Consider the following 17,433-nt stretch of genomic DNA (forward strand, 5'->3'; position numbering starts at 1 on the left):
ATTAAAGGGCCGTAACCGTCCCATCCGCGCGTGGATCGGTCGCACCTTCCATCACACCATTGGGTTGCAACCGAATGCCGCCTGCGTGGCCCATGATGTCTTCATAGGGGCCGACGAGTTCGACCACATGACCGGCTTTTTCAAGTTGATCGATCAGGGTCGGATCGAAACGATTTTCGAGCTTGAGGGAGGTGGTTTCATCGCCCCATGTTTTGCCGAGCAACCAACGTGGTTTGGTGATGGCGTCTTGCAGGTCTTGGCCGAACATCACGTTGCGGGTAAAGATCGCCGACTGGGTTTGTGGTTGGCCTTCCCCGCCCATAGTCCCGTATGTCAGCACCGACCCATCGTTGAGTTTTGCCAGTGCCGGGTTCAGGGTATGGAACGGCAAGCGGCACGGTCCGAGTTGGTTGGGGCCGTCATGCAAAGTGAAGCTGGCACCCCGGTTTTGGAACAAAACGCCGGTTTCGGGCACGACCACCCCCGATCCGAATTCCCAGAAAATGCTTTGGATATAGCTTACCGCGACACCATTGGCGTCAACCGCCCCCATCCAGATGGTATCGCCCGGTTTGGCGACATGCGGCCATGGCAAGGCGGTGTTCATGTTGATTTTGGCGGCCTCGGCATCGAGCATCACGTCAGTCAGAAGGTCCATCGGATCAATCGTCATCCGGTCCGGGTCGCCGATATGGGCATCACGTTTCAAAAAGGCGCGTTTGGTGGCCTCAATCAAGCCATGGATATGATCAAAACCCTCGGCACTTGTCACACCAAGACGGTCAAACAGACCAAGGATCATGAGTGACGCCGCCCCTTGGGTTGGCGGCACCATGTTAAACACCGTGCCGGTCGCAAGTTTGACCGACAGCGGGGTGGTGACTTTGGCGTGATAGGTTTCAAAATCAGACAGCCGCAACGGGCTTCCGACCACAGACAGGCCGTTGGCATTGCTGCGCGCGACATCGCCGCGGTAAAAATCATCAAGTCCGACCTTGCCCAGATGGGCGAGCGTCGCGCCAAGGGCGGGTTGTTTTAGCACATCGCCGATGGCCGGAACGCCGTTGGCAGCATAAGTATCGACAAAGCCCGGTGAGCCTTTGAGTTCGGGCATTTTGGAATGCGTCAGTTCGACCTGAGATTTGGTCACCGGCACGCCGGTTTTGGCGTGATGGACCGCATCGGCCACCAGCCGCGCCATTGGAAGTGTACCGCCCACCCCCTTGGCAATCTCAGCCGCCTTGATCCAGCCGCCAATCGCACCGGCCACGGTTAAGGCCGCCAGTGGCCCGCGTGCCGGGATCGCGGCCTTACCCTGTTCACGGTAAAAATCCGGGGTCGCAAGACCCGCCGCCCCGCCACAGGCGCGAATGGCCACCGGGTCCTTGCCCGGTTCGGAAATAAGCCAGAACCCATCACCGCCAATCGCATTCATATGCGGATAGACAACCGCAATACTGGCGGCCGCGGCGATCATCGCCTCAACCGCGTTGCCACCATCACGCAAGATATCGCGGCCTGCCTGTGCGGCCAGATGATGCGGGGCGGTGATCATGCCCCCAAGGGCGGTTCTGGAACGTAACATTTAATCGGCCTTTACTCTGGTTTCCTTGGCGTCAACCGTCGGACATGCTGCACGTGGGTGCACAGCATGTCCGGGTGTTTTGTTGATAGCGCTGTTTTGAAAATCCGTTCAGCGCCTTTTCACATCGTAGAATAATCGCGCTACCACCCGATCAGGTTGGGCAGCCAGCTTGTCAGTTCCGGGAAAATAAACAGCAAGACCAAAGCCACCGCCTGAATGCCGATAAACGGGATCACGCCGCGATAGATATCGACCGTGGAGACCGATTTTGGCGCCACCCCCTTGAGGAAGAACAGCGCCCAGCCGAATGGCGGGGTCAAGAAGCTGGTTTGCAGGTTCATCGCCACCAGAATGGCCAACCACGCCATATCAATCCCGCTGTTGATAAACACCGGCAGGAACATCGGAAGCGCGATATAGGAAATTTCGATCCATTCAAGGAAGAAACCGAGCACAAAGATCACCGCCATCATGAACAGAAGATTGCCCATATCACCACCGGGCACCCATTCAAACATGGCATGCACCAATCCTTCGCCGCCCAGCCCGCGAAACGCCAGGCCAAAGGGTTGCGCGCAGATCAGGATAAAGAACACCATCGCACTGGTGACCAGCGTGTCATGCAAGACATCGCGCATCACAGACAGGTTCAATCGCCCTGCAACAAGGGCAAGAATGAGCGCGCCGAGTGCGCCCATGGAGGCCGCTTCTGTCGGGGCGGCGATACCGCCAACGATGGAGCCCAAGACGGCAAAGACCAAGGCCAGAGGCGGAATGACCACCTTGCAGATTTTGATCAAAAGTTGCTGCGTTCTGAGTGCGTCGCGTTCTTCCTTGGGGATGGCGGGCACCATGTCGGGTTTGAAAATACCGAGCAACACCAGATAAAGGGCCAGCATCCCGGCCAAAATCAATCCGGGTACCATGGCCGCAGCAAACAATGTGCCGACGGACTCACCCAGAATATCGGCAAGCAGGATCAGAACAAGGCTGGGCGGGATGATTTGGCCCAGCGTGCCCGATGCGCAAATCACGCCACAGGCAACCCCCTTGTTGTAACCACGGTTGATCAGGGGTTGTAGCGACAGCAAGCCGACGGTGACGACCGTTGCACCGACAACGCCCGAGGACGCGCCCATCAAAACGCCGACAATGACAATCGCCAGCCCCATGCCGCCGCGAAGACGCCCCATGGCATGGCCGATGACATCAATCAGTTCTTCGGCCAGTTTTGATTTTTCAAGCATCACCCCCATAAAGATGAAAAGCGGCAATGCCAGCAAAGTGTAATTGGTCACAACCCCGTAAACGCGGGCGGGCAGCAAATTAAACAGGCCTGTGCCAAAGCCCATAATCCCAAAGGCCAATCCCGAAATCGCAAGCGAGATCGCCACAGGCACACCCAGCACGAGGAAGCCAAAAAAGCCCCCGACCATGCCGATGGCCAGCCATTCATTTCCGGTCATGATTGATTAGTCTCCTGCACCATTTTGCGCCACCACACCAGAGGTGCCGGGGGCATCAGATGCATCAAAGGCACGTGCGCCATCGCTGGCGATGATTTGACGATAGTTAATCAGCCCTTGGGCAATCGCCTGTATGAACATCAAGCCAAAGCCAATCGGAATGAAGGATTTGAGCAAGAAGCGATACGGCAAGCCACCGGGATCAGGTGATCCTTCGCCCATCATGATCGATTGCCCGACATAGGGGATCGAAAACCAGATCAGGGCTGCACCCAGAATGGCCATCAGGACGGCTGAAATCAGGTCAATGATCGCCTGAGCCCGGGGGCTCAGACGTTCATAGAGAAAATCGACCCGCACATGGCCGCCATGGCGCATGCCATAGGCCATCCCCATCAGGGCAATCGGTGACACCAGATGCCATTCGAGTTCCTGCATTGCGACACTGCCGGAATTAAACAGATAGCGCAGCAACACGTTTCCGCCGACCACCAGTACAAGAGCAAGGCCGCTTAATGCTGCCCCCCATCCGGCGACATCGACAATCCGGCCCAGAACACGGTCAAGAACAGGGGCCGGGAGCGGCTCAGTGCGGGTCGCAGTCATATCAGCTCATCCCGTCTTTCGATGAAATGATGCCGTGATACGGCTTTTCACTGATGGCGGCCCATTCGCGATGAGTATCGCGGAAGGCCATGAAGCTTTCGTGGACCTTTTTGGTCACCGGATCCTTGGCGGCTTCGGCCTCAAGGGTGTCCTTGGTGATGCCTTTGAGCTTGGTGACAACGTCACCCGGCAGGGTTTGCGCGATGACGCCGTAATTTTCGACCAGATCACGCAAAGCAGCCGCATTGTTGGCTTCGCACCATGAATGGCTGTCAAGGTTGCAGGCCTGTGCTGCGTTTTTGACAATCGCCTGAAGATCGGCCGGAAGGCTTTCCCAGGCTTTCTGATTGATCAGAAGTTCGGTCACGTTGGATGGTTCGTGCCAGCCGGTGGTGTAATAGTATTTCGCGGCCTTTTGCAGACCCAGACGCCGGTCCTGATACGGGCCGACGAATTCGGCTGCGTCAATCACGCCACGTTCAAGGGCCGGGAAAATCTCCCCGCCCGGAAGCAGCTTCACCTCAACACCGATCTGCTGATAGACCTTACCGGCAAGACCCGGAATACGCATTTTCAGACCCTGGAAATCTTCAAGGCTGTTGATCGGCTCGCGGAACCAGCCGGTCATTTGGACGCCGGTATTGCCCATTGGGAAGGCAACCAAACCGTAAGGTTTGTAAACCTCGTGCCACAGATCAAGCCCGCCAGCATGATAGAGCCACGCATTTACACCCTGAAAATTCAGGCCGAACGGAACGGTGGTGAAATACTGCGCGGCAAAGATTTTACCGGCCCAGAAATAGGCGTTGGCAGCATTCATTTCGACCGTACCGGCCTGAACCGCATCGAACCCTTCAAGGGCCGGGATCAGTTCACCGGCGGCGAAATGCTGAATGTTCAGACGCCCATTGGACATTTCCGTCACACGTTTACAGAAATCTTCCGGGCTGCCCGGACCGGTGACATAAAATGGCGAGCCCGGACCATAGGCGTTGGTCATTTTCCAGTTAAAGGTTTCCTGTGCGCGCGCAATGTTCGGAGCGGCGACAACAGCGGCCCCGGTTGCTGCTGCACCGATTGCCGACTTGGTGAGAAAGTCGCGGCGTTTAACATTTGTCATTGATGACTCCCTGATAGAGATAGCTATTTCAAAGAAAAGTAATCTCAACGGAATTTGATCCGCATTGTGTATACATCCTGCAACACACATGCCAATCCATTTTTTTCAATGACTTAACAAAAATACACTCTAGATTCAGTGTCATGATTGCACATTTTTTAAACTTTATATTGCAGTGCACTTTTTTATTGCACAATAATTGCGCAAAGCTTCGTGCGAAAAACATGCTTGTTTTCACAACCATTGCGATGCTTGGATTTACAGGAAATTATCGTGTATACATCATCTTCATAAGAAGCCTTCAAACCGCGCAATAAGGGTTTAAACGCCAGATGATTGAGCTTACCCAGTCGCTTGCCATGCAGTCGGCCCCATTAGAACCGTCTGATGGTGTTGGCATTGCACAGCAACTTTGTCAGACACTGGAAGATGATATCGTCACGGGTAAACTGCCGCCCGGTCAGCGGCTTGAAGAACCGCTTCTTGCCAAGCGGTTTGGCGTCTCGCGCACCCCGGTCCGCGAGGCATTGCAATTGCTAACAGCCAGTGAGCTTGCCGAAAAAATCCCCAATAAGGGGGTTTATGTTTCACTTGCCACCCCGGAACGTTTAACCGCGATGTTTGAAAGCATGGCCGAGCTTGAAGGCATGTGCGGGCGTCTGGCCGCCAAACGCATGACCAGCGGGGAGCGCCATAACCTTGATAAATTGCATCATGAATTGGCCGAAACCGTACGGCTTGGCGACAGTGACGGGTATGAGACGCTTAACCGGGCGTTTCACAACACGTTGTATCGCGGGACACATAATGATGTTCTGGTCGATGTGACCTTATCGGTGCGCCGCCGCGTCGCCCCGTTCCGGCGCGTTCAATTCACCAGCCTTGCGCGGCTTGCCTCCTCGCACGCCGAACATCAAGGCATTGTCGATGCGATCTTGCGCGGCGACAGCAAGGCAACCGAAGAATTGCTGTATGCGCACATCATGGAAGTGCATGACATCAGTCAGGATTACCTCGTCAGCCTGCGCGAAGCATCGCCCGCCAATGACATGCCTGCCTTCAAGTAAGACAAAACCATTGGCGGGTGTACCATTCGTTTGGGAAACTGCGCCTAGCCAGTTATCCCCTTGTCAGTCTCTGGCGCGACTGATGGTCGGAGAAGAGCCACCGGTTGCAATCCACGGACGCCCATCGGCATCGACTGCAATCGAGCCTAGCGGTGCATTATTGACTTCGTCAAAGCTGTCATTGGCACCATTCCATTTGCGCAAGGCGTTGTTGATGTCCCTGATATAGACCGTTCCGTTCGCGCCAACATCAATGGATGAGGCTTCCTGGCTTCCGCGTTTTGGCCGTACTTCAAAGCTTGACCCATTCCACTGCCGGACCAGATCATCTTTATCAACAATCCAGATATCATTCCCCGGCCCGGCACCCGCCACATGAACCTGGCTGAAGTTATTAAAACGTTTGAATTCTTCGGAATTTTCCGCCTTGCTATAGAGATAGGTGTCGCTGCCTGATCTAAACGTCACATAGACAGTCCCATCCGGTGCGACGGTGACTTCGCTTGGGGAAAATCCACTGACTGAATACTCCTTAACAACCTGATCACGTTCACGGTAAAGCTCTGCGGTCATACTTGTGGCTATGGCCCAAACATCGCCATTTGGCGCGATATCAATGGCGGAAAAAGTGCGTGACGAATCCACCAGATTCGACGAGAACTGGACGAATTTTTTGCGCCTTTCGTCATATTTTTCAAACTCTTGGCTGCCGCCGCCGATAATGACAGAGCCATCTGAGGCGGTTGCGACTTGCCCCGCACTGGTTCTTTGATCCATCGGCACGGTTGAAAATCGCATGTTCTTTCGAAACACAATGCCGGATGTTTCAGTACTGACAACCTGTTCGGTTTCCCCCGTGCCCACCGTGTCACCACTGGTGGCATTGGCAACCATCAGATCAGAACCTTCGTCACGATCGAAGAACTTTGAGGATAATGCGATCCCTTTGTCACTGACCAGCCAAGGATATCCCATCGGACCGACCGCCACACTGGCGGGCGTATGCCCCGGTGTCTGAACCCGAATAAATTTGCCGTCCTGATCCAATCGCATCAGCAAATTATTGGTCGATACGATATAAACGCTGTTGTCGGGCCCAACCGCAATCGACTTGGCCTTTTGTGCAAAAACCTTGCAAGGATTGGTGTCACAGCGCGAAACAAGCCGATCGGATCGAACAATCCACGGCGTGCCATCAGGTCCAGTGGCAATCAAGGATGCCCCGGTTCCCGAAATCATTTCAAACCGGGTTTGTGCTTCGTTCAGGCGAAAAATCCTGCCCGCTGCATTGGTCAGTAAAACCGTCCCGTCATAGCCCGCGGATATGTCTGATCCGGTTGCACCCGTGATCTGCTTCCAAAGGGTTCCGGTATGGCGAAACACCCGCCCGAGTGCCGAAATGCCCCATGGATTGCCTTCGCGGTCCACGGTGATCCGTACCAACTCACCGGGAAAGCTTTCAAAATCGTTTCGCCGGTTCGACCAACGCAAAACTCCGCCCGCGCCATCAAGGCCAAAGACACTGCCATCCCCGCCAATCGCAAGTGATGCAGCAGATTTCAGCGTATTTACAAAGACAATCGCATCGGTTGTGGTGACGGTTACCGGATCGGTAAAGGTATCATTCCCGCCTGAACCACCCCCTGATGAGGTTGCCTCGGTGTTGCCAGAATCTGGCACAACGACGTCCGGCGCAACGGCAGACGGTGCGACATCAACGGGTGCCAAAGCAACCTCGGCGGTCGGTGCGTCGGCAACATTAACTTGTGCACGGGCATCCTTTGGGCGCGGCACTGTCGCAGACACGTCGGCGGCCTCATCGGACGTATCATCAATGGTGAGCCCGCCATTGGCAAAGATGAGGCCATCATTTCGGACCGCCCAGATGTTGCCTTGCGGCGTTACGGCCAGACTGACAATATCCTTCACGCCATCGATAATTTCCCATCTTTTGCGCGCGGCCAGCCAAATACGGACAAGCCCCGCGTCATCGGCCATGGCGACAACATCCGTCGCACCAAAGGCAATGTCGCGTGCGCGCCCCGGATAGGTCCGCCAGACGTCACCGTCATAGGCACGCACCTTGGCCGCATCTGTGATCGCCCATGGCAGCCCGGATTTGCCAATGGCCAAGCGTTTTGCCGTTCCGGCAATCGGTTGCCATTCATTGCGCAAGGCATACCATTTCCAGATGTCGCCATTTATCTTGGCGATATAAACATTGCCCTCGGTATCAGCAGCAACATCGAGAACATCGACTTCACGCGGTTCCCACCACAATCCGTTATATTGGGATAGTTCCCCCAGCGCATTGATCGCCCAAGGGCGGTTGCCAATTGCGGCAGATATGCGGGCAAATTTGCCCGACATCTGCCGCCAGCGTTGTTCACCCTTATCCCATCGCCATGGCACCCCGTCCAATCCGACGGAATAGGCCTGCCCGTCTTCATTGATCGAGACATCGACAGCCGTTCCGGGGAGTTGAGCCCAAGAACTGGAATCGCCTTCCTGTGCGACGGCCAATCCGGCCCACAGGAACCAGATCCCGGAAACAAGAACCTGAAAACAACGTTTCATTGGTCTATCCACCCTTGCTGTTACTTTGCCTGTCCATTCGCCAAACGCGTGCCCAAGGCCAGACTTTAGTTTTCAAGCAGCCGATCCCGTACAGATGCGATCATTTGTTGCGACTCAGGATTGCTTTGCCACGCATCAATCTGCACATCGCCAGCGCGGAATTCTTCAAAGAATGCCTTGCCTTCAAGCTGCTCGCGCAGAACATCAAATGTCGGTCGCGGGGTGTACCAATCCCCATGGCGCCGTTCGAGTTTGGCAAGTTCCTGTTCGAGTTCCGACAACTCCCCATTTACCGCAGCACGGTCAGAGCCGCTCTGTCGGGTATAAACCGGTCGGCGCGGTGTCATCAGGATCAGGATGGAACGTTCGAATTCGCGTTCAACCCGCTGGGAGAAGAAATAATTCAGGCCCGGAATATCCATCAGGCCCGGAACACCATCCGCCGACTTTGACGTTTCGCGTTCACTCAAGCCCCCAAGGATCAGGGTTTCACCAAACTTCATCGTCACGGTCGAGTTGACGTTGGTTTTGGTGGTATCAAGGCGGAATTCAAACACAACCGAATTTGACGGATCGGTCAAAAAGGTTCGTTCTGCAACAACATGCAGGCGGATCATGTCATTGGGCAGAATTTCAGGCGTAACCGCCAATTTCACACCGACTTCCTTCTGGACAGAAACACTATCCCCACTGCCCCCGGAAACGGCGGCGGCAAGAATTTCTGTTCCTGAAAAGAATTCCGACGTTTCACCAGCCTGTGCGACAAGGCTTGGCTTGGCGAGAACCTGATTATTGGCATCCGCCGAATTGGCAATGTTAAGCGAATAGGTCACTGCGGGAATGCCGATCTGGCGGGTGATGGTCTGCGTACTTTCTTCAAGCCCGGTTCCCAGATAATCCTTGGTTTTTGTTGAACCATATCCCAACCCGGCCGCACCGGTTAGCGGATCGCCAAACTGTAATTGCAAGCCATTGAGAAGATTGATGCCCCGTGAATCACGAATATCTTCCTGGGTTCCGATCAGAACCACATCAACCACGACCATCCCGGAATCAACAAATTCGGTCTGTGTATCGTCGATATTCTGCCCACCAAACGGGTCTTGCACGCTGCCAAATGGATCGGAAGGTTCCGTTGTCTGGCCGAACGGGTTGCTGTCAAACGGGGATATTTCACCGTCACTTTCCGGTTCGACAAATGGCTCCCCGCTGAATTGGGCCTGAATGTATTTTCCTTCGCTTTCATAAAAGGACTGCCAGCCTTCAACACGTCGATCAAGATCGCGCGCACGGTTCACATCCTTGATCACATCACGATATGTCGTAATGAACTCTTGGGCAGATGACCGGTCATCCATAGCCGAAAGTGCCAGTGCCGTCGCTTTGAGGATTTCCGGGTTTTCCCGTGCTTCCGGAGAAATTTCCATCAAACGTTTCAACGCAGCAGCGGCCGTGCGTGGATCGCGGGAATAATAGGACGCCGATGCCAGACTGTATAAAACAGCCGGATCATCATTGTGATGAAGCGCAACGGCGGCAAAGTTTTCCTGCGCCAATGGATAGCGCCGCTGATCCATATAAAGCAGGCCAAGCTGATAGCGCGACGGCAGGTTGCCCGGATCAAATTTCAAAGATTGTTTGTAGCCCTGTTCGGCAAGTTCGAACTTTGATGCATCGCCCAGAACGCCCATCAAGTGATAGGTCAACCCGTTTAGAAATTGCAGATCCGGATTGGTCACATCAAGCTTAAGCGCCAAATTGATCAGTCTTGATGCCTCTTTGGCATTTCCCTGTTTCAGGAAATCGATGCTGTCACGCACCAGTGCCTGAATTGCGCTGTCTTCGGCGGGCATGCCCAAAACAGATTTGTTATATTCAAGCGGCTTGTCGATTGACATGACCACACCAGATCGCGTTTGGCCCCCATCCATGCCCGTGGTTTGACACCCGACAAGTGCCAAAAGTGACACCCCCATCAAGGCATGACGACAAACGCGGCGGCGTCCATGAACGGAACGCTGGTATGTAAACTGACGCAAAATGATATCCCCACTTATCAGCACCAATGAGTGGATGCCGACAATTTCCCCATGAAATCAGAAGCAATCCGGCCGACACATTTTCTGTGTTTTGACCGAACTGCTTCTGTTTAAGTGTTGTTTGAATTAACCGGAATAAGTCCAAGGACGCCAAACCTGCGACTCAAACCTTTTGACTTTGCAGGGCTCCATTTTCACCACAGAGCCGATAGCAGGTTTCGCGTCTGCGACCGTCATGCACATGCGCCTGCCCGTCCCGACATATCGGATTTGTCCCGCTTGATCGAGCCCCCAGGTCTTGAGGTTGGCGTTGGAACATTTGCGGATCCATACCGGGTCATTAACACCAAGTTGTTTGGCCTCGATGCTCAGACAATAATTGTCGACCACCACGAGTTCTCTGGTGCGGGCATTTGGAAATACCCATGGTGCTTCAGGCGTATTGCATTCGCCAAGGACAGCAACAAGACTGTCACCGCCCTGCTTAACAAGGCAAAGCCCAGGGCTTGCGGTGAATTCAAGGCGGAACGTCCCGGGGACTTTGGCTTCCTGCTTTTTCAGACCATCGTTAAGGACTTTTGATTCAGCTGCAATTGCCGCCTTGCCCCCATCATAGGCTGTGCCCCCGACAATAACCGGCAAAACCGGCCCTGTTGACGCAGCAACAGTGCCACCTGCCTTGATCGAAGCAATCGCGCGGGCATAGTTCGCACTTGGCCGCGTATCACCGGCTGTCAAAATGGTCCAGTGATACATCAACTGCTCATCACCGGCTTTTTCCTGCAACAGAAGTGCTATGTCGGCCGGGCGGCTGGCAATCGATTCAGCTTGGCGTATCTTGCCTTCGGCGGCTTCGATCTTGATGAACTTGTCGAGTTCCATGGCAATGGTAATTGCCGTGGTGACTGCGGTCATTACTGGACCTGATGCACCGGTTACCAAGCGGGTCATGGTGACCGAGATTTTGCCCAGCGGCGTGACGATCGTGGTCAGGGCTTTGGTAGTTTGTGTCGCTGCTTTAGCTGCTTGGCCTGCAATTGCGGCCCCCGCCTTGGTTCCTGCTTTTGATACAAATCTGCGATACGGGAACACAGCCTTGAAGGTTCGCATGAAATAGGCGATTCCAACGCCACTTCCAAGGGTGCCGGCCATAGCCCCCCCTTGCAAAGTGGCAGTGAGAACCTCATTGAAATTTGGCGGCTCGGAAACTGAACCTGCAAACGCCAGCATGTTGTGACCGCTGCTTTCTGCGAATTCGAGTTCTTTTGTCTTTTCCCAGTTGTTAAATAATTGACGGAGCTGCGATGCAAGGAATTGACGGTTCCACTGAATTTGTTTTCCGACATCTTCAAGCAGCCGTTTTTCAAGTGCAGTCCGTTGTCCCGGCGCGGTTGCTGCTGCTTTCATCAGGCGCTGAGCAATCAAAGCGGACAGCGCTTCACTACGCCATGGCTCATTTTCGATCAGCAACCATTCGGTATTGGACAATTCTTCGAGGGTCGTGTCATCAAGTTCAAGCACGGTCTGTGCAATGATCTCGTCAATTTCCGTGCGATCACGCACCAGTTCAAGTGCCAATTCCTCGACCGCCGGGCTCAGGCCAAACAAACCCGGCATGTCCCGATTTGGCGAAATCCACTTCATTTCGGTCGCCTTGCAGGCTTTGGAACTTTTTACCGAGAAGCTTGTCCGAAGGTAGGTATCAGGACAAGACCAGCAGGTCCCGCCATCGATAAAATCGAAAATCTGACCTGCAGGACAGGTCAAGGCAGTAATTTTCGTCGCCGGTGAGAAATCAATGGTTTTCACGCAGGCATTTTTTCCAGTAACCGCATTTGCCGTGCGATTGAAACCTTCCGGGCAGCTCCAGCATTCGCCGCCATTGCGTGGATCGGTAAATGAGTCTTGCGGGCAGGCACGTCCTTCGAACGTGGCACTAACGGCCTTTTTCAGAACCATGCCACATGCGTTCCATTTATCAACAGATGCCGCAGTACGACCATATCCTTTTGGGCAGGACCAGCATTCACCGCCATTGCGTTTGTCAAGGAACGAACCAGCCGGGCATTCCTTTTTGCCAAGAAATGTCGCGCTCAGAAGCTGCTTTACGCCGGTTGGCTTGTCACAGGCCTTCTCACCACTGATGCTTTTTGCGTTGCGGTTATATCCGTCAGGGCATGCATAACAGGTCCATGTTCCCAAATCGAAAAAGGATCCATCCGGGCATTTGCCGACAGCCTTTGACTGAAACTTCGCAGACACGCGTCCGCACGGTTCTTGCAGATTACCGCGTTTATCAACGCCGCCGCATTCGGGCCCTCCTTGCAAGTTCTTCCACTGCGAACTTGCATGAGCCGGTTGATCCATCACGATCATCATCAACAGGGCAAGCAGCAGCAACCCCGCATAGTTTAATATTGGCGTCAGTCTTCTGATCTGCATGCCCGAATCCTTCTTGCTTTTTTACTTTTGCATCCGGGTTGAGGTTCCCGCATGGCGAATGTCACGCAGGGAACAACGCATTAAAACTCTGCCCCTCCCCGTCCTATACGGCAGGATTACGCAGAAGCATGGAATGAAACCAGAAGGAATAAAGGCAGCATGTCGATTAACGACCATAAGTGGATAGGCAATGCACAAAAGTGGATAGCCCTACACTTTTTACGGCAACAACTTAGCAACATGCACGTTGGATTTAGCGGCGACGATTAAGCGTCTCGGAGGGAGAAACGCCAAAATGCAGCGTATAGCTTTGTGCGAACCGTCCGGCATGCACAAAACCCCATTTGCGGGCGACGCTGGCAATCGTTGTTCCGGGTATTGCTTCAAGCAAATCATTATGCGCACGGTTCAGGCGCACCATCTTGGCATAGGCCATCGGCGCCATGCCGAAGGTCTCGTTAAATCCGAGCTGAAGGGTGCGATAGCCGCACCCGACATGCGCCAGTAAATCCACCAGTTGGATCGAATGTTCTGCATGTTCATGAATATAGTCGCGGGCACGTTTGACCTGACGCGGCATCGCAATACCCGATGGCCGGTCATGGAGAAGTTCGCTATAGGAATTTGGCAGCAACATCAGGATATTGGTCAGAAGAACATCGCGGAGTTCCTTAAGGATGATCCCGTTCTTGGTATCGTGAAGCGGTCCATCAAGGGCATTGGCGATATAATGCAGCGTATTGGACACATGCGCCCCGCCCGGGGATGTCAAATCAAGTGCCGTGTCAAATACCAGATCATTGCGGAAAACATCTTGCCCGGTCAGGGCAAAGGCATGTTTGCGTAAGGCATCAACAGGAAGCTTTGCCCCAAGCGCTGCGAAATTGTCTTCGATGGCATTCATCGGCATGCGCATGTTGCGCATCATGCCCTGCTTGGCCGACACTTCGAACTCTTGGCCACCATGGTTGACCTTGCCGTGGCCGCTATTCACAAACAGCAAAAACAGGTCGTTATCTTCGGTTGCAGGTGCTTTGATCGAGACGCGATCCGGGCCAAAGGACGCGCCGAGCAAATCAATATCGGCAAGTGATGCGGCTTGAATGGAAATATCGGCTGTTGCTTTTTTACCGAGCAGGTCAAACTCATCAATGCTGTTCATTTCCGCGAGGAAAGCCTGCGTCTGATCCAGGCTTTTTGACGCAAAGACCTGATGGTTTTTAAGATAGCTCACCGGTTTAATCCTGTTTGATACGACCAAGATATGCCGGAGCTTCCATCAAAAAGCCGATTGTGTCCGAATTGTCAGGACATCAACAGAAAATCCGTACCGGGAATATATTCCTTTATTTCATCAGAAGAAACAAATGGATGTTCAAAACATGCAATTACTTCACAAATCGCGCGGATGTCCGCGACATCCGGTTCAGGACGCGATCAAGTGAAACCTTACCGCCGCCTGAAAACACCAAAATGCTTAACACAGCCACCCACAGCAACCGTTGATCAATCAGCTCTGTCGGCAGTCCATTGGCAAGGCTGCCCAAAGCCGCCCCGTGAAATGCAACATCAACACTTGTTTGCACCACCACAAACCCGATCATGCCAACAGCCGAAAGCCGGGTAAGCAGCCCGAGTGCGATCAGAACAGGCAGGATGAACTCGGCAAATGTTCCGGCCCATACAATCAAATGCCATGGGAAAAACGGGATGGCGGCCGTGTCATAAAGATACTGTTCGGCAATCGGTGGCAGGATCTGGGCGAAGGCACCGGCACTGAGCGCACCACCGTCAATCTTGGTCAGGGCACTGTTGAAATAATAGGGCAGCAACAGCACGGCAAACAGGATGCGCGCCACAAGACCAAGATGATCCCGACCAACCGCACCTTCCAGACAGCCGACCATATAATCATAATGGGCGAGCCATTTTGCTTTTAGGTTATCGACCATGCTGTTCTCCCGTGCATGATATAGCACGCAATGCACCGCTTAGCAGCAGGTCGGCAAAGCACTGCGTGATATCGAAAGTGTGATTAACTTCTGATGCCCTATCGACAGCATCTTCAGCGGTCGCGCAATCCCAAAGGACAGCCCGGCAAAACGCGGCAGCGTCAGGGGATAACACCTGCATCTGAAGCGACATTGCCGGTCGGGTTACCAAGATGGCTTCGGGTTGATTGAGGATGCTTTTGGCAGGCACCTGCCCGTCTTGTGCGTTCTGCACCTGCCAGATGCTCATGACCGGATGATCAGAGATCACTAATCGGCATGCCGGATGGGCAGCAAAGGACATTTGACCAATATCCGCCTCGTATCCGGTAAGGTCGGCTGCGGCAAGTGGCGACGCGTCACAGGCATGCAAGGCCTCCAGCCGGGCGCGTTCCAAACGGGCGATGTCGGCCAGATAAGCAATGCCACGCGCGGCATCATAATTGGCAATAAAATCAGCAAAACCGTCGCCATATAGCGCAAGACTGCCGGGACGTTTATGCTCGGATGCAATGAAATCGCGGGCAAGGGTGGCAAAAAAATCAGCGCCAACCAGCTTTTCAACCGTCGGATAGGCCGCGGCCAACGCATCAATTAGTCCACGGTGCACATTGTTGCGGTAAATGGCAAAACGATGGGCCGCTTTGGCGGGAAAACCATCGGGTACGCCGCCCGGCTGCGAGCGGAACAAGGCATTGCTGAACCCGTCATAAAACGGTTTAAGGTTGCTCATGACGCCATCTCTGGCTGGCGTGATCGCACCGCGTTCAATCGCGTGTCGGCCAAGGCGGCTTCGTGCTGCAAAACCGGCCATGATGGCACATCATTATCCCATTCAATCAGGGTTGGTTTTGGACCAATTCGGGCAATCAACCGGTCAAACAGCGCCCAGACCGGATCCGCCACGGGTCGGGAATGGGTATCAATCAAAATACTATCCTGATCATTGGCATCACGCTCATGCCCGGCAAGATGGATTTCACCGACCAGATCGGCGGGAATACCATCGACAAAGGCCTCTGCATCAAAACCCAGATTATGGGCCGATATGTAAATGTTGTTTACATCAATCAGTAAGCCACAGCCGCTGCGGCGTGCCGCCTCGGTGATGAAGTCCAGTTCCGAAATCGAATTTTGCGGTAAGGGCAAATAAGACGTCGGGTTTTCAATCAGAATACGACGGCCGATATGGCTTTGGACCGTATCAATCGCGGCAACCAACTGATCAAGGGATGTTTTTGTCATCGGGGTCGGCAAAAGGTCGGCCATATACAGACCTTCATGCGATGACCATGCGATATGTTCGGAGACCATGGCGGGGTTGAACCGGTCCACCAGACGCTTAAGATTGGCCAGATGACGCACATCAAGCGGATCTCCGCCACCCAGTGACAGCCCAACCCCATGCATGGACACAGGATACTGCGCGCACACATCTGCCAGCATCGCCAAACGTGGTCCGCCAGCCACCATGTAGTTTTCAGGGTGGATTTCAAACCAGCCAACGGATGCTTTGCCGCCAAGGATCTCGCCTGCGTGTTCGGCCTTAAAGCCGACACCGGCAGATGCGGGCAGATGTGTCATGGAACCCTCTAGTAAATAAAACAGAGCTGCATCGCGCGCGTGCTCTTATCCCTTCGGAAGGTCACGGTCGAGACGATCAAGGCTTCCGGAGACAGCACGGCCATCTGCCGTGGTAAAGCTCATATCTTCACAGGTACCCGCCGGGACAAGTTTCCAGGCATTACCTTGATAATCGACAGTCGAGGTCCCGGCACAGGTCGTCCCCGGCCCGGCGGCACAATCATTCTGGCCTGCCATTGAAACGCCGTAGCATTTCTCTTTGGCACCCTGTGCTTCGGCCTGTTGGGTTGCGGCCAATGATACCGCGGCGGTCAATGCTGCGCCCAAAATCAATGCATTTTTCATCGTCTATTCCCTCTATGTGAAAGCAGATCAGCGTTCATCGCCCAGACCTTGACCCTAGCGGCCCGATTGCAAACGGTCACTGCACCTTTCACACACGGGTCATCAAACCGCTGTGAGGCGATGTATGGTTTAATCTCACGCTGGCGTGAGGTGGTCTTTGGAAAACAGCGAGAAAACGGGCCTTCTTTTGCCCAGTGATAGACACCAGAAACGACAAAACCCCTGACCAATGAAGGTCAGGGGTTTTAAATATCGTTGGATAGGGAATGTGCTGTGTTTAGAAGGCCCGGCAGTGACCTACTCTCCCGTGCCTTAAGACAAAGTACCATCGGCGCAGGCTGGTTTCACTTCTGAGTTCGGGATGGGATCAGGTGGTTCCCGGCCGCTAATGCCACCGAGCCATCTAAACACAGCTTTGAAGAGAATGGATATCGTGATTGTGTGTGCGAACACTGTTGTATTTGGTCTTGCTAGATTTTACCGCTGCGCAAGCTATGCAGACAGTAGCAAGAGGGATCAATCAAGCCGATCGATCAATTAGTACTGGTTAGCTTCACGTGTTGCCACGCTTCCACACCCAGCCTATCAACCTGGTGGTCTTCCAGGGATCT

General features: G+C 53.9%; 13 protein-coding genes and 2 rRNA genes. 1 reads left to right on the plus strand and 14 read right to left on the minus strand.

Annotated elements, in window-relative coordinates:
• Position 1: 1 nt before the first annotated feature.
• The 4 genes from K355_RS0112880 to K355_RS0112895 form a co-directional block, all read right to left on the minus strand.
• Positions 2 to 1,585, minus strand: coding sequence for a gamma-glutamyltransferase family protein (locus K355_RS0112880; RefSeq protein ID WP_022732561.1), 1,584 nt, complete (start codon positions 1,583 to 1,585; stop codon positions 2 to 4).
• A gap of 140 nt (positions 1,586 to 1,725) precedes the next feature.
• The gene (locus K355_RS0112885) at positions 1,726 to 3,051 is read right to left on the minus strand and encodes a TRAP transporter large permease (protein ID WP_022732562.1); all 1,326 of its coding nucleotides are present in this window, start codon (positions 3,049 to 3,051) and stop codon (positions 1,726 to 1,728) included.
• 6 nt (positions 3,052 to 3,057) lie between these two features.
• On the minus strand, positions 3,058 to 3,657 hold the full coding sequence (locus K355_RS0112890) for a TRAP transporter small permease subunit (RefSeq protein ID WP_022732563.1): 600 nt from the start codon (positions 3,655 to 3,657) through the stop codon (positions 3,058 to 3,060).
• Between the two features lies 1 nt (position 3,658).
• On the minus strand, positions 3,659 to 4,777 hold the full coding sequence (locus K355_RS0112895) for a TRAP transporter substrate-binding protein (protein ID WP_022732564.1): 1,119 nt from the start codon (positions 4,775 to 4,777) through the stop codon (positions 3,659 to 3,661).
• Between the two features lie 332 nt (positions 4,778 to 5,109).
• On the opposite strand from K355_RS0112895, the gene K355_RS23950 reads away from it, so the two are divergent.
• Positions 5,110 to 5,844 (plus strand): GntR family transcriptional regulator, encoded by a 735-nt coding sequence (locus tag K355_RS23950; protein WP_022732565.1) that lies wholly within the window; start codon positions 5,110 to 5,112, stop codon positions 5,842 to 5,844.
• A 63-nt stretch (positions 5,845 to 5,907) separates the two neighbouring features.
• On the opposite strand, the gene K355_RS0112905 is transcribed toward K355_RS23950, so the two are convergent.
• The 10 genes from K355_RS0112905 to K355_RS0112950 all read right to left on the minus strand — a co-directional run.
• Positions 5,908 to 8,421, minus strand: coding sequence for a tectonin domain-containing protein (locus K355_RS0112905; RefSeq protein ID WP_022732566.1), 2,514 nt, complete (start codon positions 8,419 to 8,421; stop codon positions 5,908 to 5,910).
• A gap of 65 nt (positions 8,422 to 8,486) precedes the next feature.
• The gene (locus K355_RS0112910) at positions 8,487 to 10,460 is read right to left on the minus strand and encodes a hypothetical protein (RefSeq protein WP_147250391.1); all 1,974 of its coding nucleotides are present in this window, start codon (positions 10,458 to 10,460) and stop codon (positions 8,487 to 8,489) included.
• Positions 10,461 to 10,586: 126 nt separating this feature from the next.
• Positions 10,587 to 12,902: a ricin-type beta-trefoil lectin domain protein gene (locus K355_RS0112915; RefSeq protein WP_022732568.1), complete on the minus strand. Its 2,316-nt coding sequence runs from the start codon at positions 12,900 to 12,902 to the stop codon at positions 10,587 to 10,589.
• 253 nt (positions 12,903 to 13,155) lie between these two features.
• Complete coding sequence (locus K355_RS25140; RefSeq protein WP_022732569.1) at positions 13,156 to 14,136, minus strand: AraC family transcriptional regulator; 981 nt, start codon at positions 14,134 to 14,136, stop codon at positions 13,156 to 13,158.
• 154 nt (positions 14,137 to 14,290) lie between these two features.
• Positions 14,291 to 14,854: a DoxX family protein gene (locus K355_RS23960; protein ID WP_022732570.1), complete on the minus strand. Its 564-nt coding sequence runs from the start codon at positions 14,852 to 14,854 to the stop codon at positions 14,291 to 14,293.
• Positions 14,844 to 15,707, minus strand: coding sequence for an HvfC/BufC family peptide modification chaperone (locus tag K355_RS23965; RefSeq protein ID WP_081649514.1), 864 nt, complete (start codon positions 15,705 to 15,707; stop codon positions 14,844 to 14,846). Before K355_RS23965 ends, K355_RS23960 begins: the two co-directional genes overlap by 11 nt.
• Entirely contained in the window at positions 15,623 to 16,477 is an 855-nt protein-coding gene (gene bufB / locus K355_RS0112935; protein WP_022732572.1) for an MNIO family bufferin maturase, read from the minus strand. Before bufB ends, K355_RS23965 begins: the two co-directional genes overlap by 85 nt.
• Before the next feature lie 45 nt (positions 16,478 to 16,522).
• On the minus strand, positions 16,523 to 16,822 hold the full coding sequence (locus K355_RS0112940; RefSeq protein WP_022732573.1) for a BufA1 family periplasmic bufferin-type metallophore: 300 nt from the start codon (positions 16,820 to 16,822) through the stop codon (positions 16,523 to 16,525).
• Positions 16,823 to 17,106: 284 nt separating this feature from the next.
• Positions 17,107 to 17,221 (minus strand): 5S ribosomal RNA (gene rrf / locus K355_RS0112945).
• 117 nt (positions 17,222 to 17,338) lie between these two features.
• Positions 17,339 to 17,433: ribosomal RNA gene (locus K355_RS0112950) — 23S ribosomal RNA — on the minus strand; the annotation flags it as partial.

It is taken from the genome of Thalassospira lucentensis MCCC 1A00383 = DSM 14000 (assembly GCF_000421265.1).
Taxonomy (GTDB): Bacteria; Pseudomonadota; Alphaproteobacteria; order Rhodospirillales; family Thalassospiraceae; genus Thalassospira; species Thalassospira lucentensis.

Coding starts and splice junctions, on each gene's coding strand:
- K355_RS0112880 (WP_022732561.1), bottom strand. CDS start 1,585: ATGTTACGTTCCAGAACCGCCCTTGGGGGCATGATCACCGCCCCGCAT.
- K355_RS0112885 (WP_022732562.1), bottom strand. CDS start 3,051: ATGACCGGAAATGAATGGCTGGCCATCGGCATGGTCGGGGGCTTTTTT.
- K355_RS0112890 (WP_022732563.1), bottom strand. CDS start 3,657: ATGACTGCGACCCGCACTGAGCCGCTCCCGGCCCCTGTTCTTGACCGT.
- K355_RS0112895 (WP_022732564.1), bottom strand. CDS start 4,777: ATGACAAATGTTAAACGCCGCGACTTTCTCACCAAGTCGGCAATCGGT.
- K355_RS23950 (WP_022732565.1), top strand. CDS start 5,110: ATGATTGAGCTTACCCAGTCGCTTGCCATGCAGTCGGCCCCATTAGAA.
- K355_RS0112905 (WP_022732566.1), bottom strand. CDS start 8,421: ATGAAACGTTGTTTTCAGGTTCTTGTTTCCGGGATCTGGTTCCTGTGG.
- K355_RS0112915 (WP_022732568.1), bottom strand. CDS start 12,902: ATGCAGATCAGAAGACTGACGCCAATATTAAACTATGCGGGGTTGCTG.
- K355_RS23960 (WP_022732570.1), bottom strand. CDS start 14,854: ATGGTCGATAACCTAAAAGCAAAATGGCTCGCCCATTATGATTATATG.
- K355_RS23965 (WP_081649514.1), bottom strand. CDS start 15,707: ATGGCCGGTTTTGCAGCACGAAGCCGCCTTGGCCGACACGCGATTGAA.
- bufB (WP_022732572.1), bottom strand. CDS start 16,477: ATGACACATCTGCCCGCATCTGCCGGTGTCGGCTTTAAGGCCGAACAC.
- K355_RS0112940 (WP_022732573.1), bottom strand. CDS start 16,822: ATGAAAAATGCATTGATTTTGGGCGCAGCATTGACCGCCGCGGTATCA.